Source organism: Ruegeria sp. E5 (genome assembly GCF_056534105.1).
This window is the reverse complement of record NZ_JBQFPA010000002.1, coordinates 290,857-316,070: the sequence shown is the minus strand read 5'-3', so window position 1 is coordinate 316,070 and position 25,214 is coordinate 290,857. Positions and strand designations below refer to the sequence as shown.

General features: G+C 55.8%; 19 protein-coding genes and 1 tRNA gene. 13 read left to right on the top strand and 7 right to left on the bottom strand.

Going from position 1 to position 25,214, the window contains the following annotated elements; genetic code table 11:
* Positions 1-2 precede the first annotated feature (2 nt).
* Positions 3-836, bottom strand: a complete 834-nt coding sequence (gene fghA / locus ACR0BI_RS09665) for an S-formylglutathione hydrolase (RefSeq protein ID WP_170818327.1) — start codon at positions 834-836, stop codon at positions 3-5.
* A 102-nt stretch (positions 837-938) separates the two neighbouring features.
* A complete protein-coding gene (locus ACR0BI_RS09660; protein WP_170509273.1) occupies positions 939-1,868 on the bottom strand; it encodes an AEC family transporter in 930 nt (309 codons plus the stop codon).
* Between the two features lie 161 nt (positions 1,869-2,029).
* On the opposite strand from ACR0BI_RS09660, the gene ACR0BI_RS09655 reads away from it, so the two are divergent.
* Positions 2,030-2,647 (top strand): TetR/AcrR family transcriptional regulator, encoded by a 618-nt coding sequence (locus ACR0BI_RS09655; RefSeq protein WP_170393933.1) that lies wholly within the window; start codon positions 2,030-2,032, stop codon positions 2,645-2,647.
* A 50-nt stretch (positions 2,648-2,697) separates the two neighbouring features.
* Here ACR0BI_RS09655 and ACR0BI_RS09650 read toward each other — a convergent pair.
* A tRNA-Leu gene (locus ACR0BI_RS09650) sits at positions 2,698-2,782 on the bottom strand.
* Positions 2,783-3,549: 767 nt separating this feature from the next.
* On the opposite strand from ACR0BI_RS09650, the gene ACR0BI_RS09645 reads away from it, so the two are divergent.
* The 12 genes from ACR0BI_RS09645 to ACR0BI_RS09590 all read left to right on the top strand — a co-directional run bounded on the left by ACR0BI_RS09645 (position 3,550) and on the right by ACR0BI_RS09590 (position 19,247).
* Positions 3,550-3,963, top strand: a complete 414-nt coding sequence (locus tag ACR0BI_RS09645) for a hypothetical protein (protein WP_170393931.1) — start codon at positions 3,550-3,552, stop codon at positions 3,961-3,963.
* Between the two features lie 2 nt (positions 3,964-3,965).
* Complete coding sequence (locus ACR0BI_RS09640; RefSeq protein WP_170393929.1) at positions 3,966-5,966, top strand: dynamin family protein; 2,001 nt, start codon at positions 3,966-3,968, stop codon at positions 5,964-5,966.
* Between the two features lie 8 nt (positions 5,967-5,974).
* Entirely contained in the window at positions 5,975-7,624 is a 1,650-nt protein-coding gene (locus ACR0BI_RS09635; RefSeq protein WP_480562229.1) for a dynamin family protein, read from the top strand.
* A gap of 25 nt (positions 7,625-7,649) precedes the next feature.
* Positions 7,650-8,051, top strand: a complete 402-nt coding sequence (locus ACR0BI_RS09630) for a hypothetical protein (RefSeq protein WP_480562230.1) — start codon at positions 7,650-7,652, stop codon at positions 8,049-8,051.
* A 22-nt stretch (positions 8,052-8,073) separates the two neighbouring features.
* A complete protein-coding gene (locus ACR0BI_RS09625; RefSeq protein ID WP_480562231.1) occupies positions 8,074-8,937 on the top strand; it encodes a hypothetical protein in 864 nt (287 codons plus the stop codon).
* A 68-nt stretch (positions 8,938-9,005) separates the two neighbouring features.
* A complete protein-coding gene (locus tag ACR0BI_RS09620) occupies positions 9,006-11,048 on the top strand; it encodes a dynamin family protein (RefSeq protein ID WP_170407302.1) in 2,043 nt (680 codons plus the stop codon).
* On the top strand, positions 11,045-12,334 hold the full coding sequence (locus tag ACR0BI_RS09615) for a dynamin family protein (protein WP_480562232.1): 1,290 nt from the start codon (positions 11,045-11,047) through the stop codon (positions 12,332-12,334). Before ACR0BI_RS09620 ends, ACR0BI_RS09615 begins: the two co-directional genes overlap by 4 nt.
* A 340-nt stretch (positions 12,335-12,674) precedes the next feature.
* Positions 12,675-14,843: a serine/threonine protein kinase gene (locus ACR0BI_RS09610; RefSeq protein WP_480562233.1), complete on the top strand. Its 2,169-nt coding sequence runs from the start codon at positions 12,675-12,677 to the stop codon at positions 14,841-14,843.
* A 200-nt stretch (positions 14,844-15,043) separates the two neighbouring features.
* Complete coding sequence (locus ACR0BI_RS09605; protein WP_480562234.1) at positions 15,044-16,033, top strand: FHA domain-containing protein; 990 nt, start codon at positions 15,044-15,046, stop codon at positions 16,031-16,033.
* Positions 16,033-16,812: a PP2C family protein-serine/threonine phosphatase gene (locus ACR0BI_RS09600; protein WP_170393913.1), complete on the top strand. Its 780-nt coding sequence runs from the start codon at positions 16,033-16,035 to the stop codon at positions 16,810-16,812. The genes ACR0BI_RS09605 and ACR0BI_RS09600 overlap by 1 nt, the downstream gene beginning before the upstream one ends.
* A 22-nt stretch (positions 16,813-16,834) precedes the next feature.
* The gene (locus tag ACR0BI_RS09595; protein WP_170663470.1) at positions 16,835-18,097 is read left to right on the top strand and encodes a transporter substrate-binding domain-containing protein; all 1,263 of its coding nucleotides are present in this window, start codon (positions 16,835-16,837) and stop codon (positions 18,095-18,097) included.
* Positions 18,098-18,140: 43 nt separating this feature from the next.
* Entirely contained in the window at positions 18,141-19,247 is a 1,107-nt protein-coding gene (locus ACR0BI_RS09590; protein ID WP_170393909.1) for a transporter substrate-binding domain-containing protein, read from the top strand.
* A 385-nt stretch (positions 19,248-19,632) separates the two neighbouring features.
* Here ACR0BI_RS09590 and ACR0BI_RS09585 read toward each other — a convergent pair whose 3' ends face one another.
* From ACR0BI_RS09585 to ACR0BI_RS09570, 4 genes are all read right to left on the bottom strand, one after another.
* Positions 19,633-21,846, bottom strand: a complete 2,214-nt coding sequence (locus ACR0BI_RS09585; protein WP_480562235.1) for an NADP-dependent isocitrate dehydrogenase — start codon at positions 21,844-21,846, stop codon at positions 19,633-19,635.
* A gap of 210 nt (positions 21,847-22,056) precedes the next feature.
* The gene (locus ACR0BI_RS09580; RefSeq protein WP_480562236.1) at positions 22,057-23,022 is read right to left on the bottom strand and encodes a sensor histidine kinase; all 966 of its coding nucleotides are present in this window, start codon (positions 23,020-23,022) and stop codon (positions 22,057-22,059) included.
* Entirely contained in the window at positions 23,010-23,687 is a 678-nt protein-coding gene (locus tag ACR0BI_RS09575) for a response regulator transcription factor (RefSeq protein WP_170393903.1), read from the bottom strand. Before ACR0BI_RS09575 ends, ACR0BI_RS09580 begins: the two co-directional genes overlap by 13 nt.
* Positions 23,665-25,131, bottom strand: a complete 1,467-nt coding sequence (locus tag ACR0BI_RS09570; protein ID WP_480562237.1) for a DUF4153 domain-containing protein — start codon at positions 25,129-25,131, stop codon at positions 23,665-23,667. Before ACR0BI_RS09570 ends, ACR0BI_RS09575 begins: the two co-directional genes overlap by 23 nt.
* Positions 25,132-25,214 lie beyond the last annotated feature (83 nt).

The window sequence follows — 25,214 nt, the reverse complement described above, 5'->3', positions numbered from 1 at the left end:
CCTCAGTCCCCATACAGCGCTTCGGCGTGGAAGGTGATGTGATCCTCCATAAAGGTGGACACGAAATAGTAGGAATGGTCATAGCCGGGCTGCAGGCGATAGGTGGCCTGCTGGCGACGCTCGGCAATTGCCTGCGCCAGTGCCTCCGGGCGCAACAGATCCATAAACTGATCGTTTGCACCGGTGTCGATCAGGATCGGTCCGTCAAAGCCTGTGCTTTTCATCATCGCCGACGCGTCATGCTTGGCCCATGCGGCCTCATCACCGCCCAGATACGCGCTGAGTTGCTTGCGGCCCCAATCCGCACCCATCGGGTTCGAGATCGGCGAGAAGGCCGAAACAGAGCGGTAACGCCCGGGCAGGTTCATCGCCAGCGTCAATGCGCCATGCCCACCCATCGAATGTCCTGTGATGGCCTGACGATCAGGATCAATCGCAAAGTTCTTGGCCAGAAGGGCCGGCAACTCTTCGGCAATATAATCCCACATGTTGAAGTGAGGCGTCCAAGGGCCTTGCGTGGCATTGACATAGAACCCTGCGCCTTGGCCAAGGTCATAGTCTTCGTGATCTGCCACGCCTTCGCCGCGTGGTGAAGTGTCGGGGAACACCAGCGCAATGCCCTGTTCGGCCGCCCAACCCTGGGCACCCGCCTTCGTCATGGCGTTTTCATGGGTGCAGGTCAGGCCCGACAGATACCACAGAACAGGAACGGGGCCGTCCTTGGCTTCGGCTGGAAGAAAAAGGCCAAATGTCATATCACATTTGCAGGCCGAGGAAGCATGGCGATAAACGCCCTGCACACCACCAAAACAGGCATTTTCCGAAAGGGTTTCCATCAAGCTGATCCTTACGTTGTGTCCGGGCCATGGCTAACGCTCTGCAGCGTCGGCGTAAAGTGCAGCCACCTCTGGAAAGCTCATTTTTCGAAAAGGTGAAGATCAGAATCCGCTGACCCATCCTATCGCCAGCGGGACGGTCAGAATGCTGGCGATGGTAGATAACAGGATGGCAGCAGATGCCCGTTGCGGGGCCACACCGTAGTGCGCGGCCAGCATGTAAACATTGCCCGCTACTGGTAAAGACGCCGCCGCGATTGCGACCATCGCCGGAAAGGCGGCAACCGGGATCAGCCAAATCACCATTAGTGCGACGAAAAGCGGATGCAGCACCAGCTTGCAAAAGCTTAACCAACCCGCGATCTGGATGCGCTCGGCCGATTTGTCCGCCAGTGATGCCCCGATGGCAAATAACGCACCTGGCGTAGCAGCGCCGCCCAGAATCGTCAGAAAATCATTCAGAGGCACCGGTACAGGCGCTTTTAATGCAGACCAGAGCAATCCGGCGGAGATTGACAAGATCATGGGGTTTCTCAGCAGGCCAATCCCGATCAGGCGCATCGTCCCCAGGCTGAGCCGACCATCGCGGCCACCGTTGATCAGGATCACGATCAATGAGGAAAACACAACCAGATCAACTGTCAGCACCAACATCACTGGACCTATGGCAGCTTCGGAGAATAAAAGCGCAAGCATGGGCAGGCCCAGAAACCCAACATTGCCAATAGCAGCACATTGCGCCTCGACCGCGGCGGTGGGGATGTCCAGCCCTCGGAGATAAGCGATAGCCGTCGCCAGCGCATAGACGCCAGCAGTGCCGATCAGATACCCGATCACCAGCCGACCGTTGAAAATTTCGGCAAAGGGCAGGGTGGCGGCAAACCGGAATAGCATAGCCGACAAAGCAAAGAAAAACACGAACTTGGTTAGATATGCTGTCGCCTCGGGAGGGAAAAACCGGCTGCGTCCGGCCCAGAACCCCAGGCCGATGATTGCGAAAAAGGGGAGAGTGCGCAGAAATATCTCGACCATGGCAACGTGTTAACATGGCTGGTCAGGCTCGCAAGGTTGACGCACGGTCGGCGGTACGATTGAAGCCGTAACGTTGTGCCAAAACCGCTATCGGAGTGAAAAGCGTTGAAACTGAACCGAACGGTTTATAGTGTTGCAGGATATCGCAATCCGGAGACACCATGACCCAAGCCGCCACCATCCTGCGTACAGGCCGTAAATTCGACCAGGTGTTACGTGGGGCCCGAGAGGTTTTCATGGCGGATGGGTTTGAAGGCGCAAGCGTCGATGACATCGCGCGTGCGGCGGGTGTTTCGAAGGCAACGCTATACAGCTATTTCCCCGACAAGCGACTGTTGTTCACCGAGGTTGCCCAGACCGAATGTCGCCTGATGTCTGAACGCATCCTTTCGATGATCGATGAGACCAAGCCAGCCCGCGAGGTGCTGACGATAGCAGCCACTCAGCTTACGGCTTTTCTCGTCTCGGACTTCGCGCAGCAAGTCTTTCGCATATGTGTGGCCGAGCGCGACCGATTCCCCGAGCTTGGTAAAGCGTTTTATGAAGCAGGACCGAAGAACGGCCAACGCCAGATGGCCGAATATCTGACCAAGGCAGTTGGCAAAGGTGAGTTGGCGGTTGAAGACGTCAACATCGCGGCCGAGCAGTTTTCTGAACTGTGCAAAGTCCGACTATGGGGCCGCGCGGCTTTCGGTATCCAAAATCGATTTGACCAGAACGAGATAGACGAGGTTGCATTACAGGCCGTCGACATGTTTATGGCCCGCTACGGCGTTTGAACTGCGTAAGTTCGCCAGCGATCAATCACATTGATGGTAAGAAGTCGTGTTGGTGCGGGTGGAGGGACTTGAACCCCCACGCCTTGCGGCGCCAGAACCTAAATCTGGTGCGTCTACCAATTTCGCCACACCCGCAACCCGATGCCGAAGCACCGCGACGACGCGCTGAATAGCAAAGCTTTTGAATGAGTGCGAGAGGTAAAATCAAGCGAGAGGGCAGTTTATTATCGTCTCGCTGGAAACAATCTTTTGCCCAAGTAAGTTTAACCAGAACTCGCATGTGCCAAATGTTAAAGAACGTGCCTTGGACAGTGAGAATGCAGTTTGGCCAGTCTTTCCAGCACGAACAGTGCTCAGGTGCTGGTTTTGGTCGTAATTTCACCTGTGTGAAGGCCCGTTTTCTGGTCCTTCTTTTTGTTTCCATTTAGCGAACATTTATCGCAATTTTTCTCTTTATCTTAAACTCGCATACGTTGAGTCGCTCAAAGACTTCTTTGTGTGGAGCACATTCCAAAAAGTGTAACTTGAGGTGAGTGGTTTCGTATCGAATTTCAATCAGAGGTTCCTTCGATCACAGAAATAGAAATTATTTCTATATATTTCAAAAAAGTAAGAAGCAGCATGTAAATCCTTGACGCCACGGAACCTCGGACTTTTTAACAAGCAATCAAAGCCATAAAAACTTGGGCAACTCGTCAACGTCGTGGCTTACACTCTCATAGGTTGAGGTTTTTCTATGAGACGCCATCATAATTGTGCCACATTTCAAACGCCAAAATATCCTATTCGCGTCAAAATAACACCGCGGTAATCGTAATTGATTGGGCGCAGGAGTTAATGAGTCTTTTTGCCTTCTGGCACCGTGCGAGTTTCTGCTCAACTCCAGAACAAGGGTCTCTGTCGTGACCAACCAGATCAAATCCGTTGCTTCCGAGCAAGACGCTGTCAGCCTTGCGCGTGAAAGCTTTATTGGCGAACTGAAAACCCTGAACCGTCAGCACCCTGGCACAGGATTCGGCGTCGCTCTTCGTACGCATTCGGGCAATCGCTACTTGCTGGCTAATGCCCGCATGCCGCTGCCTGCCAACAAAACAGATGATTTTCCGACCGGACGCCGTGTGGCTTGTTTGGAAAATGGTGAAGGCTTCAGTTCAATCGAAGTTCTGGCTGATTCTTTCGCATATGAATCGATTTCACCGCGAACCGAGGCCGCAATCCTCGGCAACGCGCTGGACCTGATCGCACGAATCGACACGCTTGCAAGCCTGCCTGACGGGGCAGGGAACCACATCGCTGCAACTGGTACCGGAGGCTGACCATGGCGCGTAACGACCACCTTCTGTCTGTCGGAAACGAGTCCCTGTCTGAGATGACAGAGGCAATGACCTCGTTGACGACACAGATCGACCAACTGACAGAGGTGGCGGATGCACGGTCTTCCGCACGGCTGGCTGCGCTCAAGACCAAAATGGAGAATTTTACCGCCAGTGTCACGATGGTGGGGCAGGTGAAGGCCGGCAAATCCTCGATCGTGAACATTTTGGCCGGGCGGCCAAATCTTTTGCCTTCGGATGTGAACCCGTGGACCTCGGTGGTTACAACGCTGAACATCAACACCCGCACAGAAGGCGACACCCGTTCCAAATTCACATTCTTCGAGCAGGAAGAATGGGATAATCTGATGGTTGGCGGCGGTCGTCTGGGCGAGTTGGCCAATCGAGCCGGTGCCGATGATGAGATGGACGATATTCGCCGTCAAATCGGCGAGATGAAGGCCAAATCAGAAGAGCGGCTTGGGAAGCACTTTGACCTGATTCTTGGTCAGAGCCACCAGTATGATTACTTCGATGATGAACTGATACAGCGGTATGTGTGCCTCGGGGATGAGGATGACCCGGATATCGACCCCAAGACGGGTCGTTTCGCCGATGTGACCAAATCGGCCGAGCTGTTCATGGATATCCCGCAATATCCGATCTCGCTCAAGCTCTGCGATACCCCAGGTGTGAATGATACCTTTATGGTGCGCGAACAAATCACCCTACGCAGCCTGCGTGGATCAGAGGTGTGTGTTGTTGTTTTGGCTGCCAGCCAGGCGCTGACCACGATGGACATGGCGCTGATGCGGATCATCGCGCAGTTCGAGAACCGCCAGATCATCCTGTTCGTGAATCGCATCGATGAACTGTCTGACCCGGTCAATCAGGTGCCTGAGATACGTGATCGTATTCAGGACACACTGAAACAGAACAACATAGACGCCAACACCAGTGTTGTTTTTGGCAGCGCTCTGTGGGCCGAGGCTGCGCTAACCGGAAACCCGGACATTCTAACTGAGGAATCGCGCGAGGCGTTGAACACCTTCTATCTGGCGGCTGGATTTGGCGATCAGGCTGCATCGCTGGATAAGATCTGGGCGCTATCAGGATTGCCTGATCTGCTGCTCGCCATGAATGAGCGTATCGCTGAGGGTGCAGGAACGCGCCTTTTGGATCGCGTTCGCCATCGGGCGCGCAACATTGCCAGCCAGATCCGGGCTACTGCAGTGGCCAAGACGCTGTCAAACTCTGACGGTATCGTTCGGGACCTGGATGGTGCGTCGCCCGAAGAAGCGATCGCAAAGGTTTCGGCTGAATACGAAAAGAAAGCCTCGGAACTGACAACCAAGCTTCGCGACAAGGTATTAGAGCGACTTGCGTCCGCAGAAGCAAATTTTGTCAAACGTGCGACGGATTCTCTGATCTCACATCTGGAACAGAATGGTGAGCAGGGTACATGGCAATATGATCCGGCAGGTCTGCGCACCTTGCAGAAGGCGGCATATTTCAGCTTTGCCCGATCCATGCGTAAGGATGCCGGTGCTCTGTATTCGGCTGCTGCAGCGGACGTGGAGGCACTGTATCAGAAGCTGCTGGGCAACCACTTGGGTGAATTCAACATTGAAGCTCCGATCGTGCCGCGTGTACCCCCGCCATTAGGGATTGGCCGCACAATCGCACTGGACCTGCAGAGCACATGGTGGCGACGTTGGTGGCAACGCCGCAAAGGGTTCGAAGCCTATGCCGCAGATTATACGCGACTGATCGCGTCCGAGGCGAACTCGATCACCAAAGACATCGAGGAAAACCAGATCGCCGCCGTACTAGAGAACGTGCGGGCCACGTTGACCGACTTTATTGCCGAACAGAAGGACACGCTGCTCAGTATCTCGCAATCGCCTGAAAGGGCTGCGGCCCAGATGGCCGAGCAGAAGCCGCAGAAATCACGTGACGATATTCTGGGCGATATCCTGAAAGACCTTAGTAACGAAGCAGCATAAGAAGAGTTATGGTAAAAGAATCACAAACCCGCTTCGTCTCTCCCAAGGCTTGGAACCGCATCGAGCAGTGGTCCCGCCGCAAACCTGTGTTTGCGCTCATGGGGGAATTCAGTGCAGGCAAATCGACGTTGATGAATTTCCTGCTGCGCAAACAGGCACTGCCGACGCAGGTCACAGCCACGCAACTGCCGCCGATCTGGTTCAGTTGGGGCAATCGACCCGCCTATATCAAACGCCATGATGGTAGTACGCAGAATATCGAATTGGATCAGCTTGAACAGGTTGGTGTCAACGACGCGCAGTTCATTCGCATCTTCCTTGAAGCCGACATTCTTGAGGCGGTCGACCTGATCGACACACCCGGCATTTCGGACCCGAAGATTTCGACGGACGTCTGGCAACGCGCAGTTGGCCAGGCCAATGGTGTGTTGTGGTGCACGCACTCGACCCAAGCTTGGCGCGAGACTGAACGTGCCACTTGGGTTTCGCTGCCAGAACGTCTGCAGCACAAGTCGCTGCTATTGGTGACGCGCGCAGATGCCTTGAATCAGAAAGACCGTCAAAAGGTCTTACGCCGTGTAAATCGGGAAGCGGGTCATTTGTTCAATCGCACGATCCTGTTCTCGGCCCGTGATGCCATCATGGCCCGTGACAAAACCGGCGACGCTGAGCTTTGGTCACGCAGCGGCGGCGGCAAGATGGTCGACAGTTTCCTTGAGATCACTGAGCAGATCATGGACAGCCGTGCGGATATGCTGTCGCGCTATCAAATTGACAAATCCCTGTCAGACGCACCCAAAGTTCAGCCATCGCGGCCCGAAAAAACCTCTGGCGATGCACCGCTGAAACTTGTCACGCCGATGGAAGATGACTCTGCCGAGAATGATGTGGTTACAAGTTTCCCAGTACGCCCTGCCCGCGTGGAGCGTCGCACCGAGGAGTCCGGACAGGCGCGGATTGATGCAGAAGAAGCCGAGCGGATGCGTGCGGAAATGGCTACCGAAGCGGAGCCTGCTGATGAAGACTTACGTGCCTTGTTCTCTGACAAGACGGAAGATCCGCTGGATCTGAACCTCTTGGCAAACCCCATCACCGACGTGGATGAGTTTGATTTCATGGATGACGATGATGAGGAAGAGCAGGAAGATGCCGAACTGATCGTCTTGGGCGAAGAAGAGGACGAAGCGGAAGCAGTCGAAGCTGCGGACACCGAACAAGAGCCGTCGGAAGACGCCGAAGAATCATCAGATATCGAAGTATCGGTTTCGTCGATTGCGGCCCTGTTGGCGGAACAGTCGGAAAACTCGGCAGACGAATATGAACCGGAGCCCGAATCGAATGCGCTGGCTCCAAACCGCGTCGTATCAATGGTGGGTGAAGCTGCTGCCGAAGAGATTGAAGATGCAGCCGATGACAAGGCAGATGATTTGGGCGATCGCCTCATAGAAACGCCACTCAGTGCTGCAGCAATGTGGGGTGAAATCGTGGCGCGTGAGAACCTGCCTGACGATGCAAATGGCCTGAAAAGCGCCTTTGCAGCATTCTTGTCCGAGTTTGACCAGATTGCGTTGGAACATGACGCTAAGCGGAATCAAGACATACCGCGCGCCGTTTCTGAGGCTCGCAAGAACGGCGGAGCGGAGTGGCATGCGATTTAGATTAAACTCGAAGGTGGGCATCTGAATGTCGATTGACTTTGCTCTGGCTTCGGCCATCGAAACCATACCCGACTGCATCGCAGCCGGGTATGTCGACATGGAGACCGGCATGTTATTGGGCGTCGACGCGTCGGACCAAGACAGCGCTGATGCGCTCGAAAATCTCGCACTTGCAGTAGCTAATCTGTTTCAGGGACGCGGTATGAAGGGATTCGAAGAACTCCTGCGTGCGGCAAAAATCGACGATACTGAACACCCCGGATTTGGGGAAATCGCGGTGTTCTCAAACGACCGGCTGCACATCTTTCTCAGGACAACAGAATATCCTGATCACGTGGTATGCTATATCTGCCGCGACAGCGCGAATGTCGGGCTGGCGCTTACGAAATCACATCTCAGCCTCGGGCCGGTGGCGGCCGCGGTGTAGACGGGACCAGAGGGGGTCACGCATGATGGATAGTGAAATACTGGATATGCTCGAAGGGATCGGGCGGACTTCGGTCGCGCGCTTATCGCCTGCAATCTACCTATCGGGTAGCAGCGCACTGTTACGCCGGAATGAGGTGCTGGGGGCCATCCGGGGCACGATCTTGCCTCGGCGTTTGGAATTTACGGCGGCTGACGGGGCAACTTTGGCTATCGAAGTCAACAGCTCTCGGGTCACCGACGTATTCCGCTGTGCTTCGGGCCCTGTCCCGGATTTTGAAACCGAAGCACGCGAAAAACTGATCGAACGACTGGCGCAAGTGGTGTCGGAAATTGCAACGGCACCCGGCCCGCTTGAGTTGGTTTCTCTGCGCCCGGATACGGCGCTTGAGGCTGATGACGTAGGGGTTACCTTTTCGGAGGTCCAAGCGGCCTGCGCGCGGATTGAACTAATCGAAGAGCCACGCATGGCCATCGTTTCCGACCAGACCTTAGAACCAGAAGCCCAGCCAGAAACTGCGTCACAAGGCGCCACCAGTATAGCCGGAAAATTCTTTGAGGGCGCGGATCGGTTCGCATTAGGTCGAATACTGATTGGGTCGACTGAAGACGAGATGCAATTTGACGGGTTGTGTGCGCAGGGCCAAGACGCACATCCGGACACGGATATATTGGCCCGATTCACCCGGGATCTGGCGGGATGGCAGGCCGATGGTTCCGATGCTTTAACTGATCCACAGCTGATCGTCATTCGCCCGACAGGTGGACAAGGCGCGGGTCTCGCCATCTTGTGCGACGGTCAGGAAACCGCCGCCGCCGTTCATGACGCCCGCAAGCTGGGCGCTGTCGTCAACCTATGGAAAACATTGAATAGCGCCGTTGAATAACCGCGTTCCTGCCAAATAGTGTCCACTTTGCAAAGTTAAACAAAATACGAGTTACCAGGGTAAATCTTATGAGTGAGTTAAACCGCCGCGAGCTTATTCGCATCGCAGAAGACATGAACGGGACGAGCAATGACGAAACGCGTCACTTCATCTCGCGCATCGTTGACGACTTGTCGAACCTCAAGCCTTCGATAGCATTCGTAGGTCAAATCAAGGCCGGAAAATCGCGCTTGATCAACGGTTTCACCGGGCATGCAGAATATCTACCCTCGGACGTGAACCCATGGACGACAGTGATCACCGACATGCATTTCGGTCATCCGTCCGGTCGGACGTCGGGCGCCGAGTTTCATTTCTTCGACAATCGCCAATGGCAGGCCCTGATCGCCGAAGGTGAAGAGTTGCGCAACATGTTCCCTGATGAAGAGGACAGCTACAAGCGCGAGATGATCGAAGAGCAGGTCGAGGCAATGAAAACCCGCGCCAAGCTACGCTTGGGGGAAAGCTACAAACACCTTCTTGGCGAGCATCACGATCTGGATGAATTGACCTCGGATGACCTGGCGCGCTATGTCTGTGCCGGGGATGACCCGACAGATGAAGACCAGTATGACCCCGGTTCAGATCGGGGCCTTTACAGCGACATCACCCGTAAGGCCGAGGTCTATTTTGACATTGGCCATTTTCCGTATCCGGTGACAGTCACAGACACACCCGGTGTCAATGACCCGCTGCTGATCCGTGAAGAGATCTCGCGCCAGTATCTCAAGGAATCCGACTTTTTCGTCGTCGTGCTGTCTGCGCATCAGGCGTTGTCGCGGGCCGATCTGAAGCTATTCCGCCTGATGCAAGCGCTAGAGCTTGGTCAGATCGTGGTCTTCATCAACCGCGTGGACGAATTGGGTGGTGGCGCCGAAGATGCCGGCAAGGTGCGCACTGACGTATTGGATGGGCTTGAACAGGCGCTTGGCAACTCGGAGATTGACGTTCTGATGGGCAGCGCCCAATGGGCCCATTATGCGCTGACCGGGGATGAAACCGGAATCGACCATGATCAGATATTGGCGTGGCTGCGGGCGCATCCCGAACAGATGAAGCAATATCTTGACGGCGTCGAAGAGATCAAACAAGGTCCCGGCCCCATCAGCCGCGAAGGTGTATTGCGATTTGCCGCGATGATCGCGTCGGGCTTGCCCGATCTGCGCCGTCATGTGACCAAAGCCCTGACCGAAGGACCGCGCCAAGAACAGCTTAATATTGCGTGGCAGCACCTCAACAGTTTTGCCCAAGGTGAGCTTGAGCGCAGCACTGCGCGGCTTCGTGCGATTGAAGAAAAGGATGGTCCCGACACAGCGGATGTCGAAGAAAACAACAAAACGCTTTCTGAGTTGCGCGCGCTAGTTGAAGATAAATCCAAGGCCATCACCAATGATATGGACGATGTATTGGCCAATTTGCGGGGCGTTATGGATGACACCGTCGCCGAGGCTGTCTCGATCGTTGTGCGCGGCCCTGATGGGCAATCGCCTTTGCTGGCCAAAGACGGAGATACCGAGCTGAACTTTACGCCTCTGCGTGAGCGGATGCGCGAGCTTGTCCAGGGCGCGACCCAGGTGGTGCGGCAGCGTATGCTTAGTGAGCTTTACGCAATCGATATGCAGACCAATGCTGCTTTGCGCGCCCTGCCCGGATGGCAGGAGCCCGTGGACAATCGCATGAATACCAGCGCGGTGCGTTGGTTCCGTCCGAATACAAGCGCGCTGACGCGTGGCATTACGGTTGAGTTGCGTGTGACATGGCTGTCGCGACTGATATCGCGTCGCAGTGTGTTGAACCGCGCCGAACGGATGATCGTTCAAGAGTTTGAGATGATCGGAGACGATCTTGTAGATACCGCCAGAAGCGACCTGATCGAACGGATGAAAACCGTTCTTGACCATTATATGGCGCTGCTGGCCGGGCATCTGGAACATCGCGCAGGCCCCGATGGGTCGAACGCGCGCGCCGAAGCGCAACGTGCGGTTGACCAAGCGCGGCGCATCAGCGATGAACTAGGGGCGGTGCACGGAACTGCACCCGTGGACACTCGACAGGCAGAGGCCGCAGAATGATTGAATTCCCCGGAACCGAGAAGGAAGTGCGCCAGCTAGAGCGTTTCCTGACCGCCACCGAAAATGCGCACTCATCGGCAGAGCTGGATGATATGCGCGCCCGCGCGCTGGCCCATGCCGAGCGGCTTTCGAACGCGGTTTCCATTGGTTTTGCCGGGGAGTTTGGAGCTGGAAAGTCCAGCCTTGCCAACATGCTGGCGGGGGCAGACATTCTGCCCACCGGGCCGCAGCATCTGAAATTGCCCCTGGTGATCGTGGCCTATGCTGATACGCCTGAGACAACCGTTGGTTGGTGGGACAAGGAACCCAAAGTCTATTCGGGTATAGCGCTGGAAAAGGCAGCGGCGGACGAACCCGATTTCATCTCGGTCGGGTTGAACACCCCTGCCCTGCAGGAGATTTCGCTGTTTGATCTGCCCGGTGCCGGTGCACTGGATGATACCTACAAACAGACTCTAAATTTGCTCGACTATGTGGATTGTGCGATCTGGTGCACCAATGGCACCAACGCCTGGCGTGAAACCGAACGCCATTTGTGGTCGCAGGTCCCTCAAAAGCTACACAATAACAGCTTGTTGGCTGTAACACATGCCGATTTGCCTCCGGTGCGGGATGCTCTGGATCGGGTAGTCGCACGCCTGAACAAGGAGAAGGGCGATTTGTTTCGCGCGGTTGTGACCATCGGCACCCCGGTAGCGGTACGGGCCATGGAACAAGAGCCTGAACCCGACTTTGCTTTGTGGGAAACCTGTGGCGGGCAGAACTTGGCAGAACAGGTTTTGCACATAGCCTCTGATCACCGTCGCCATGATCTTGAGGCCGCCCAAAAAGATCTGGCTGAAGAGTTTATGCCTTATCTGGAGAACCTTACTGGTGCGGCTTCGACAGATGGCGCTGAGGCCGACGGCAATACTGTGCAGGCAAGCCTAGAGGCCGCCCTGCCCCCCCTGGACAATCCGATCCTTGAAGACTGGCTTGCGGCCATCGCCAGCATTTACAACGATCTGCGTGAAAGCTCGGATATTGAACCGGCGGCCTTCCTGCAAAGCTGTCAGGAAATCGTCGAGGATTTTGCCGAAAGGTTAGAATCTGGTACCGAAATCGATCCCAAAGCAGACTGGGTTCCGGCCGAGTTTGAAAAGGCCACTGACCTGTTGCTGTTGCTGCAGTTTGAAACCGGGGACGCACCGCTGAAGGATGCAATAAGCATTCTCGCACAACTCAGCGACAATCTGGCTTGGGCGGGCAGCTCTGTTGCGTCGGCGCCCCCAAAAACCGGCACATAAGTTTTTCCCGCTTGAATTGAGCCGCATCGCAGCGATTCGAAGCGTTCGGAATCAGCGCGATATTGTTTCGAATTCGTGGACCAAGCGTCTATTTCGGCGGTATAGAATCCATTTCTTCCATCAGGCAAACACAACATATTGTGGGATGAGAGTCTGGTCTCACTATATAGGCGATTTCGATTTTTGTGATCCATAGTGAAGCCATCAGGCGGCCCCAATAAAGTCAAATTTGAAACGTCTAACCGTCTTAAGTGTCCTGCGGTTGTGTTTGGTTGTGAGTTCGCGGGCTGAAGCCCTGGTTATCTATGCCGCAATAAACGAGTAGAATGGGCGGGAAGAAATGAGCCACAACCAGGCGGTCGGCGCAACGCACGACGAACCTCAGATCGAAGGATTGCAGCCAGGCGCAAAGCTGCTGCGCGGACAGTATGAAATCCTCCGGTTCCTAAGCAACGGCGGGTTTGGGATCACCTATCTCGCGCGCGATAGTCTGGATCGCGATGTGGTCATCAAAGAATGCTATCCGGGGGCGCTCTGCCAGCGGAATGGTGATCTGGTCGAACCTGCCAACCCCGACCACAAAGAAGACCTGCGCGCCATTATCGACCTGTTCATTCAGGAAGCACGCAACCATGCGCGGCTGGTTCATCCCAACATCGTCGACGTGCATCAGGTGTTTGAGGACAACGACACCGCTTATATCGCGATGGACCTGATCCGCGGATGCGATCTTCTGGATTATGTCGAAAAACCCGAAAACAAGAGCGGACCGGACTTTATCGTTCAGGTCACCGAAAAAATGCTGTCTGCGGTGTCGTTCATTCACCAAAGCGGCATGCTACATCGCGATATTTCACCCGACAATATCCTGATCGATGAGAATGGCGAACCCATCCTGATCGACTTTGGCGCAGCACGCGAGCAGGCGGCACACAAGTCAGCGGCGCTATTGACGCTGCGCGTGATTAAGGACGGGTATTCGCCGCACGAATTTTATGTGCGTGGCGCGGATCAGGGCCCCAGCAGTGACCTCTATGTACTGGCTGCAACGCTGTATCATGCGATCTGCGGCGAGCGACCGATTGATGGCCAGACACGTTTGAATGCGTTCAACAACGGCCAAGACGATCCTTATGAACCGCTGACAGGGCGATTCAAAGGTTATCCTGACGGGTTCCTTGAGGCGATCGACAAAGCAATGGAAGTGCACGCCACTGACCGTGTGCAAACCGCATTGGACTGGCTGCGTATGTTCCGTGGTCCCGGTGTGATGTTCGACAGTTTCGCGTATCGCCCTGTTTCGGTCATTGTTGGCATGGATCGCAAAGACGAAGAGGCCGAAAAAGAACGGATCAAAGCCGAAAGCGAGAATGCGGAGGCCGTCGTGACCGCGCTGCTGGCCGGGAACTCTGATCTGGCCCTCGGGAACGAGGAAAAAACGGAAGACACTCTTGCTAAATTTGCACCTCAGGACGAGGCCGTTGCTGCAGTCGACACCGTTGTAAAAAGCGGCTCGGGCGGCAGTGGCAAGATGATCGCGGGTATCGCGATTGTATTGGCGGCTCTGGCCGGAGGTGGATACTTCGTAATGACGGGCGATCAGAAATCGCCCGAGGCAACGCCGGTGACTGCAGAGGCTCCGACTACTCCGGTGCCCGCAGAAGCAGCTCCGGAACCTGTCGAGCAGACCGCCGAAGCCACAACAGAGCCGCAACAGGCCGAAGTCGCTTTGGCATCAGAACCAGAAGCGGCGCAGGAACAACCTGTCGAGCAGGCTAATGAGGTGCCGGAAGCCGCCATTGTGTCAGAGCAGCAACCCGAAGAAATCGCCTTGGTGGAACCTGAAGTGGCGGAACCTGCGGTTGAAGACATCACACCCATCGCACCTGCGACGCCGGTAAATCTCGCCGAAAACCAGGTCGCATTTGGGCACTGGGATATTGAGATTCCATTCACGATGTCCAAGCGTCGCAGCTCGACCGGGAGTGTCATTGCCATCAATGCATTGAACGCCGGGCAAGATAGGTCGGTGATCGGGGATTGGGTCGAACGGGGCGCTACGATTTTTACTCTGAATGGTGAACCTATTCGTCCGGACACAACGCTTGCATCGTATGTTCTAGATAATTTCTCGGTCGATCCAGACGGGTATATCCGTGTAGCAGCGCGCTATCGCAGTCTGGGCGAAACACGCGCGCAGAATGGATTGCTGGCCCTGCCCGCCTTCCGCAGTTTTGGCCTTCTGAACGGTTATTCGTTTGATGTGGCTCATGCGGGCGAGGCAGGTTGGCAAACCGTCGTCGCATCTGTACCGGAAGAAGTTGCTGGCAGTTTGCAGCGGGGGGATGTGCTGCTGCGCGAAACACAGACTGGTGTCTCGATCAATGAGCCCGAAAGTCTGGACGGCATCCTTGCTCAACTTGTTTCCGACAACCAACCCGAGGCGCGCCTAAGCATTCTGCGCAACGGAGCTGAAAGTACTGCGGTCATGCAACTAACGCAGGAGTGATCGCCCAGTTGATGTGACTATCGCCAGTTTCAGTGTGCTGGGGGTGCCGCCCATCGCGTCACCCCGTCGGGGACCAACCCGTCGCGACGTAAATGTTTCTCTGTTTCCTCTTCATCAGTGCCCTGCGCCTACGGCGAAGCGGTTTGTAGCAGTCCCGCGGGTAAAACCCCGCATCAGAAATCAAAGAAGGTGACGACACCATGTTCAAATACAAAAGCCCTCTGAGCCGGCTTCTAGAAGGTGCCGGAAAACCGAAAGAAGAAGATGCGGTGGAAACCGAAACCGAAACCGTTGCGGAAGCGGTCGAAACAGAAAACGCTGCTCCGATTGCGGATTTCAACGCCCTGCGCGCGGCCCTTGCGGGTGGAAACGTTAGCTCGGACAGCTACGAGGAAGCAGACGAACTGATCCCCGAAGAACCGATGCCCGAGTTTTCGGAAGACCAGATCGAAGATCAGGCGACCGAAGAAGAAGTGGCCGAGGTTCAAGAGGTCGAAGAAGATGAACAGATTGTCACGCTTCATCTGACTGCGGAAGACGAGGTTCAGGACGATGAACCCGAAGTCACCGTAGAAGAACCAGACGCCATCGAACCTGAAGTCGTATCCGAAGTTGCGGGCGAGGTGGAAATCGTCGCAGAACCCACACCGGAACCGGAGTCTGTTGATGTAACCCCGGAACCCGCCATGGTCGCACCTGCACCTGCACCTGCACCTGCACCGGCTGAAGATCGGCGTTCTCGTGTGAAGACGACGTTTTTGGGTTTCGAGCGTGCAGACACGCATGTTCAGGAGCTGATGGAAACAGCTGAGCCTGTTGAAAAGACAGAAGCGGCCGAACAGACATTCCCGGTTGGCTGGCTGGTTGTGACCGCCGGACCGGGCCGGGGTGCCGCGATTACCTTGACCGAGGGATTGATGCAGATCGGTCGGAACGACGATCAGGCTATTCAGCTGGATTTCGGCGACACCGGGATCTCTCGTAGCAATCACGCCGTCATCGCATATGACCCAGAGGACCGGAAATGCTATCTGGGCCATGGCGGCAAGGCCAACTTGGTGCGCCTGAATGGCAAGCCTGTGCTCAGCACCATAGCCTTGTCCAGCGGCGATCTGATCCGGATCAGCGAAACCTCGATCCGCTTCACCGCTTTCTGTGATGACGGCTTTGACTGGCGGGATGCCGATTAATGCTGGCGACTCCTGCATATGATATTGCCCTGATCCTGGACCAGGGTCAGCGCGACTCGCAGGAAGACGCGATTGCTGCGCGGGTCTCTGACGCGGCAGACGCGGGTTATGTCGTGATTGCCGACGGTATGGGCGGCCATGAAGCGGGCGAAGTCGCTTCGCAGTTGGTCATTTCAGCCTGGCGCGATGCGATGGATGCCCAGTTGGATGGGCCCGACCTTGCTGAGAGCGCACTGCTCGACGCTCTGCCGTTGGCCGCAATGCAGGCCAACGCCGCTATGGCGAGCCATAGTGAGGAAAACGAGGTCAATCTGGGCTCCACCCTTCTGGGCATGTTGATGCTGGATCAACGCGTATTCTGGATCTCGATCGGTGACAGTCCACTTTACCTGTTCCGCAATGATGCCCTGTCACAGGTCAACGAAGATCACTCGATGGCCCCGGTGATCGACGAACAGCTCGCACAAGGATTACTGAGCGCGGAAGAGGCGCAGGGCCATCCGGATCGTAACCAACTGACTTCGGTGATCATGGGGGCTGCGATCCCAAAAGTGGATTGTCCGGAACAACCATTGGCGCTGATTGCGGCAGATGTACTGATCCTTGGCAGTGATGGCCTGCAATATCTCGGCAATTCCGAGATCGAAACGCTGGTGCGCACGCATATTCATTCCCCGGCTCGCGATATTGCTGATGCGCTGCTTCAAGCACTGCATGCAAAGGCAGACCCGGATCAGGACAACATTTCAATCGCCGTGGTCAAACCGGCACAGACTTAGACAGGCAGTGAAACAGGACAAAATGCGAAACCATCTTATCATATCCACCCTCGCTCTTGCTGCTGCAACAGGTGCAGCATCGGCGCAAGAGGCGTGTTCGACTTATGAAATCCAGCCCGGTGACAGCTTGCGGGAACTGGCAATTGCCGTCTACGCGACGGAAGATTACCGGGTCATCTATGATGCGAACCGGGATACGATCGGGTCGAACCCCAATATCATTCGCGTCGGTGATGTTCTGACTTTCCCTTGTCTTGAAGATATCGGGCGCGCGGCGCAACTGCCGGATACCGAAGCTGGCCGCATGGCTGCCGAAATGGCCTCGGAACTGGTCAAAGCTGCCGAGGAACGGGCTGAAAAAGCCATTGCCGAGGCCGAAGCCCGTGTGGCCGCTGCAGAGGCCGAAGCTAAAAAGACCAGCGAAGAAGCCGTAGTCGCGGCCAAGGCTGCGGCCAAGAAAGAGATCGAAGCAGCGCGTGCGGAAGGTGCCGCATTGATCCGCAACGCGGATGGTGGCGAAAGCCCTGAAATTCGTGACCGTCAGATTTTGTTGATCACGGGTGGTAACTACGCCCCGTTTACGGATGAAGCGCTGCCAAATCGTGGGCTTTATACCAACCTGGTTGAAACCGCGATGCTGCGGGCCGCGCCCGAGCAGTCCTACAAGATTCAGTTCGTTAATGACTGGTCGTCGCATCTGGACCTATTGATGCCGACTCTCGCCTTTGACGCCACATTCCCTTGGTCGCGGCCGAACTGTGAACAAGCCGCTACGTTGTCGGAAAATGATCGTTCACGGTGCGAAACCTATAATTTCTCAAACCCATTCTACGAGGTCGTTGATACGTTCTTCGCAAAAAGCGGTTCGGGTTACGAAGAGACTCTGACTTATGCAGATTTCGCGGGCACAACGATTTGTAGGCCGGAAGGTTGGTCACTGTCGCATATGGATGCAGTTGGTCTTTACGAGCCTGCAATCACTTTGATGCGCCCCGTTTCACCCGATGATTGTTTTCGCGCAGTCATGGATGGCACAGCCGATATTGTCGCGATCGAAGCGCATCTGGCGGTCGAAGCAATCGGGCGTCTGGGCTACGAACATCAGATCATCGAAAACCCCAACCTAGCGGCAATCAAGTCGCTTAACGTCATGACCCACAAAGATAATCCGGATGGGGAAGCGATCCTTGAGACGCTCAACCAGGGTCTGGCGATCATGCAGCAATCAGGCGAGTGGCGCGACATCGTATCTACCGCACTGCGCTATCAAATGGAAAATGGCTAAGGCCTTGATTGGCCCAACGAAACAAAGTCTGGAGGAAGTGGACATGTTTAACAAGAAATTGAAGAAAGCAGTACTGTCGGCATCAGCCTTCACCGCCCTGAGCGCAGGTGCAGCCGCCGCTCAAGAGGCCTGCTCCAACTATACGGTTCAGGATGGTGACACATTGGCGACCATCGCCATTGCCGCCTACGGCACCTCAAACTATCAGCCGATCTTTAACGCTAACCGCAATGCAATCACCAATCCCGGTTCGCTAACCCCCGGTCTGGTACTGGCGCTGCCCTGTGAGGATGGCAGCCTGCCCAACGGTCAGAGCGCGCAAGAACTGATCGCTGCAGAAGAACAACGTGCTGCAAGCGTCAAGCGCTCGAATGTCTACGCGCCTCCGATCAAGATGGTCGCTGGCAACGGTTGGGAACCGTTCACTACTGAAGATCTGAGCGGCGGTGGCATCATGACCCGTCTGGCGACGACAAGCCTTCAGCGTGCTGGTAACAGCCGCGATTTCTCGGTCAGCTTTGTAGATGACTGGAGTTCGCATCTGGACACACTGTTGCCACTGGGTGCGTTTGATATTTCGATCGCGTGGACTGTACCGGATTGTACCAACCGCTCCTATGAGTGGTCTGCAGAGACCGAAGCCCGGTGTACCCAATTTGTCGCTTCTGTTCCGGTATATGACATTGTCGGAGGTTTCTTCACTTTGCCTGAAAGCGAATACGCAAAGGCGACAGATTTCTCCGACCTTGAGGGCTCGACCGTTTGCCGCATGGCAGGCTGGAGCATGGTGGTGCTGGAAGAACAAGGGCTGAACCGCGAGAACACAACCGTAGTCCAACCCAATTCGGCCCGCGAATGTCTAGATGCCGTATTGACCGGTACAGCAGACGTGGCTGCATTCGAAGTTGATCTGTTTGCCTCGACAATGAAAGACATGGGTTTGACTTCGGCGGATATTGTTGAGAACCCGTATGTCTCGACACTGTCTTCGATGAGCTTCCTTGCACACCGCACCAATCCATTCGCGCGCGAGTACATCGCGATGATGAACAAGGGTTTGATCGAGATGCGCGAATCCGGCGAATGGTACGCGATTATTTCCGACACGCTGCGCGAACAAAATGAAAAGCTGAACGCAGCATCAAACTAATCCCTCGGTCGTTTTGACCTTTCTTAGGGGCCGGTCTTCGGACTGGCCCTTTTTTTGTCGGTGGGTCAGAATCTTCAATGATAACGGCAAAGCCAACTGACTAGGCCTCAGACGTGGCGCAGTCAGCATTTGGTCTTATTTGCACATACATAATGACTATTTTTATCCTTAATCGCTCATAAAAGGCGGCCGTCTACGGGAATCCCCGAATATTCAGCGTGAACGATAAGCGTAGGATGAACTCAACTGCACCGGTGAGGCGTAAGCCCCGCCACTCACTCAGAAAGAGGCTGGCTATGGGGGCTGGCCTTTTTCTTTTTCAGGGCATGAAAAAACCGGCCCTCTTCGGACCGGTTTCTTTTTAGGCGTTTATGCAACCCTTGGCTTATCCGATGATCGCATTCAGGGTCGCACTTGGACGCATCACCGCAGCCGCTTTGGCCGGATCAGTGTGGTAGTATCCACCCAGATCGGCGGGTGCGCCCTGCGCTGCCGCCAACTCGGACAAAATCTGTTCTTCTTTGTCCGCCAACTCTTTCGCGAGCGGTGCAAACTCGGCGGCAAGCCCAGCATCATCGGATTGCCCCGCCAAAGCTTCGGCCCAGTAACGAGCGAACCAGTAGTGGCTATCGCGGTTATCCGGCTGGCCGACTTTGCGGCTGGGTGACTTGTTGTTATCCAAAATTCCCTGCGTGGCAGCCTCGGCAGCGGCGCCCAGGACGCCCGCTTTGGCGTTGCCCTTGCTGTCAGCGAGGAAGTTCAGGGATTCTCCGAGCGCACAGAATTCACCCATGGAGTCCCAGCGCAAGTGGTTTTCTTCAACCAGTTGCTGAACATGTTTCGGCGCCGAACCGCCTGCACCGGTTTCGAACAGACCGCCGCCATTCATCAGTTTAACGATTGATAGCATCTTGGCCGACGTCCCCAGTTCGAGGATCGGGAACAAGTCGGTCAGATAATCCCGCAATACGTTACCGGTGATGGCGATGCTGTCCTTGCCCGCCGTGATAGTTTCCAGCGACTGGCGGGTTGCTTCACGCGGGGCCATAGTCAAGAACTTGTCGGCCACGCCTGCAGCTTCAAGCGCTGGTTTGACATACTTGATCAGCTCGGCGTCATGTGCGCGGTTGGCATCCAGCCAAAAGATCGCCTCGGACCCGGTCAGGCGCTGACGGTCCATCGCCAGCTGGATCCAGTTCTCGATCGGGGCCTTCTTGACGGTGCAGGCGCGCCAGATGTCGCCCTTGTCGACGTCATGGGAATGCAGCGTTTCGCCATTGGCCAGAACGATACGGATTGTACCATCTGCGGGCGCTTCAAACGTCGTCGGGTGCGAGCCGTACTCCTCGGCCTTCTGCGCCATCAATCCAACGTTGGCGACGGCTCCTGCGGTGGCTGGGTTCAGTGCACCATTGGCTTTGAAGAATTTGATGGCCTCATCATACACCGGTGCATAGCAACGGTCAGGGATCACACAGTTGGTATCGCCCTTGGCGCCGGTTTCGTCCCAACCCTTGCCGCCAGCACGGATCACTGCGGGCATCGAGGCGTCGATGATAACATCAGACGGGACATGCAGGTTGGTGATGCCACGGTCCGAATCCACCATATACATCGACGGACGATCCCCTTTGATCGCATTGATTGCGGCGATGATGTCTGCGTTGCCCTGAACCCGCTCAAGCAGGTCCCCCAGACCCGAGTTCGGGTTTACACCCAGTGCGTCCAGCTCTGCACCAAATTTTTCGAACACGGGGGCAAGCCACGCCTTGACTGCATAGCCGAAGATAATCGGGTCACTGACCTTCATCATCGTCGCCTTCATGTGCAGCGAGAACATGGTGCCATCTTTCTTGGTGTCCTCAATGGCTTCGGTCAGAAACGACGACAGCGCCTTGACCGACATGAATGTTGCGTCGGCCACAGTTCCTTCGGCCAGTGGCCAAGCGTCTTTCAGAACCGTAACGCTGCCATCTTTGCCCACAAACTCAATCTTGGCATCGCCGGCTTGCGCCGCAGTGATCGTTGCCGATTTCTCATTGGCGTAAAAATCATTGCCCGGCATCGAAGACACTTTGGTCTTGCTGTCCGCGCTCCACTCTCCCATCGAATGAGGGTTCTTCTGGGCATAGTTCTTCACAGCGCGCGCTGCGCGGCGATCGCTGTTGCCTTCGCGCAGGACCGGGTTCACGGCCGAACCCTTGATGGCGTCATAACGCGCACGGATCGCCTTTTCGTCGTCCGTCGAAGGCTCTTCGGGGTAGTTCGGAATGTCATAACCCTGTGATTGCAGCTCTTCGATGGCTGCCACCAGCTGGGGCACCGACGCCGAGATGTTGGGCAGTTTAATGACATTTGCGTCCGGTGTTTTCACCAGTTCACCTAACGCGGCCAGATCATCCGTAATACGCTGTTCGTCTGTCAGATTCTCGGGGAAGGTCGCGATAATGCGCCCGGCCAGCGAAATGTCTTTGGTTCCGACGCTGACACCGGCTGCTGACGCAAACTTGCGGATAATGGGCAGGAACGAGGCGCTCGCCAGCTCAGGCGCTTCGTCTACAATGGTATACAATACGTCGAAGTTCGATTTTTCTGCCATATTCCCTTACCTTTTTTAAGCCTTTCAGGGGCGTGCGATCCAAGAGCATGTGCCGCCGTGACATAGGCACCAATCCCAAAGGGGACATGACGGCCCCACGGGTGACTCTGATTTGACAGGGCCTCCCTTAAATGAGGATTGGCTTGGGATCAATCGTATTGAGCGGCGCAAATTGACACGGGTCGAATTAGTTTGGGCTATTGAGTGATATCACACACCCGGAAACACCAACTCAAATCGCGCACCGGTCTTGGAAGGCACCAGCAAAATCCGCCCGCCATGTGCCCCCAACAGGTTTGTAACGATGGTCAGGCCCATCCCGGTCCCTCCCTTCTCGCGCGCGGTTGTAAAGAATGGGTTGAAGATGCGGTCCCGATTACCGTCGGATATGCCTGAACCATCGTCTTGGACAACCAATCGACCGAGTTCTGCGTGCAGGACCACCTGCCTTGCCCCGTGACGGCGTGCATTGTCCAGAAGATGTTGCAGGGCAATTTTCAGGCCAGAGGCTGCAAGGTTCAATGCCTGATCGCCGCCTTCTATGCTGATGTCCAATTCGGGAAACGAAGCGCGTAACTGATCGGCAAGATCGTTCAGGCTTGCCTCCCCATGATGTTCCGGCACTCGTGCCTGTGCAACCGTGTTAAGAGCGCTGAGCTGCGTTTGCATCTGATCGCTTGCGCCCAATATCTGTTGCAGCAATGCGTGATCCTGGTCCGAGAGCGTTTCGGCCTCGGCCAACAACTCTCCTGCCGCACGGATCGCGGTGACAGGGGTTTTCAACTCATGCGTGACATGATCTGCAAAGACGCGGATCGAAGCTTCGCGCCGTTGCAGTGTATCCGCCATGCTCAGAACCGAACCGGCGAGGCGCGACAGTTCTTGTGTGCCGTAGTGATCGGGCGGCTCGGCGCGTTGCCCTTGTTCAATGGCCCCTGTATAGGTCGCCAGCGACGTTATGGGGCGGAGCAGAAGCCGAACCATAAGGTATCCGACCACTCCGGTCGCACATCCGATCACGATCGCCAGCAAGCCCGCAGCGTTTCGAAACCCGATCTCAGGTCCAAGATACCGCAGCGCGATCAGACCCAGCAGAGACAGGGCGAGCGTACCCGCGAGACCTCCGCCAAGAACAAAACCCAGCGAAGGGCGCCATTTGCGTCTCAGCCCGGCCATGCACCCATCCGCAATCCGATCCCATGCACGGTTTCGATGGCACCGGCCCAGCCCTGATCCCCCAACTTGCGTCGTAAGTTCCGCAAATGACTATCCAGTGTCCTATCCGAGACCGGACTGCCTGCGCCATAAATCGCATCAACCAATTGTGGTCGCGAGACGATGGCGGCGGGCGTTTGCATCAGGCGACGCAAAATCGACAGCTCGGTTGCGGTTAAGGCAAGCGCATTGCCGTCGACCCGAACCAAATGCGCCGACACATCCATTTCAACCGGGCCATGCCGCAGTAGAAGCTCTGCAGCACCCGGTTTGCTGCGTTTCAGGATGGCTTTGATCCGTGCAACCAACTCACGGGGGCTGAAAGGTTTGGTCACGTAATCATCCGCTCCCAACTCGAGGCCCAAAATGCGATCAATCTCGTCATCACGCGCGGTCAGGAACAAGATTGGTACGTCCGAGCGTGCCCGCAAGCGACGACAAACCTCAAGCCCATCGATCTCAGGCAGGCCGACGTCCAGCACGACAAGATCAGGCGCTTCCCGCATCGCGTGGGTTAGAGCCATTTGGCCATCGCGGGCGGTAACCGTTTGGTAGCCCGCGCGCTCAAGCGTGATCGAGACCAGCTCTCGCAGGCGTGGATCATCATCCACGACGAGGATTTTCATCTACCTTCTCCGGCATGGGTTCGACGGCCAGATTACGGATCACCCGATCTGCGCGAAAGCCCCAATTCCTCCAATTGTCGACGACCGGAGGGGTTACGCAATTGCGTACCCGTTTGTCCTTCAGCAACTCTGCCGCCGCCATCTCATTGAGCTGACATGCGTAGTAGGCATCAAACCGTATCGGATTTTCCAGATTCCAACGGGCGATTAAGGCTGAAAAATTCACGAAGCAGCATGCATAGAGCACGCCAATCCCCAGGATCGCAGATCGCAGCAATAACCAACGGTTCGATTTACCCTGCAAAATTTGCCAACCGGTCAGACACAAGCCCACAGCAACCAGCGCCATCCATATTGCCGCATGAACACGCAAATAGGTCAGCCCGTAGAAATCAACGTAAAGCGACAGGCGCATCAGCGATGAGATCACCAGCAGTACATTCTGCGCCAGCCACAGCATCATCCATCTTGTCAGCCCCTGCCGCTCGTTCAGATAGGGTCGCGCGGCCAAGGCAAATGCGCCCGCCAGCAAAGCTGTGACCAAGAGTGGGTATGCCCCGCGATGAGCATATTCAGCATAGGTCATCCCCTCGGGCAACTTGGCGCTGCCCCAGAGATAAACCATGTCCATCCCCGTTTGCACCGCCAGCAGCAAGTTGAACACCATTAGCGCATTTGCAACGGATTGGGCATTCAGGCCAAAAGCAGGCAATGGGCGCTTGCGTCCGGGGCCAAATCGGGGGGCAAGCAAGTCAGGCCGCAAGGTGACCGCAAGAAAGGGCCAGATCGTGATTGCCGCCCCGATCCAGAATAGCAGTCGGTCGAACCGCAGATCAAATCGCCAAATCCGATCGATCCAATCAGACAAGATCGGATTGGCCGCAACCATCAGCGAAGCAAGGATCAGTGCGCCTCCGATCGGGAAACTCCAGTTGCGCAGTGCACGAAGGGCAACCCCGTCAACGCGGGAAACCGAATGACCTTTCTGAACCGCCTCTATCCCGTGTCTGAGCGCCAATATTGGAAACAGAGACAGAAACCGGCGAACCGAAGCGACCTCATGATTGCCCAGCACGGCCCAACACAGCGCAATGGTCGATCCACCCAGCAAGAAAGCTACGGACAGGGCCTGAACATATTCCACCACCGGAAGAATGCTAAGCAGCAAAAGAAGGGTTGGCCCGACAAGTCCACCACGGCGGCGCAGCAAGGCAAACACTACAGCGGAAACCGCCAACGTAAAGAGTGCGATTGAAAGGCCAGGAGAATGGTCGAAAAACAGAAAATCGGCGAGCGCAACCAGAAACACCAAACCCAAAAAAGCGTGGCGATTGCCGGGTTCCGCTAAGCCATCGGCTCGGTTTGTGCCTCGATCAGGGGTGTCCAGCCACCAACTATCTTGTAAAACTGATGCCGGTACACCGCGCACGATGAACTGTCCCATTTAACTGCTCCTTGTTTGTGTTGGTTCTGTCTGGCCTAGGCAGGTGCAGATCACCGCGTAAGGGTCGTGCATTTTTTGTGCAG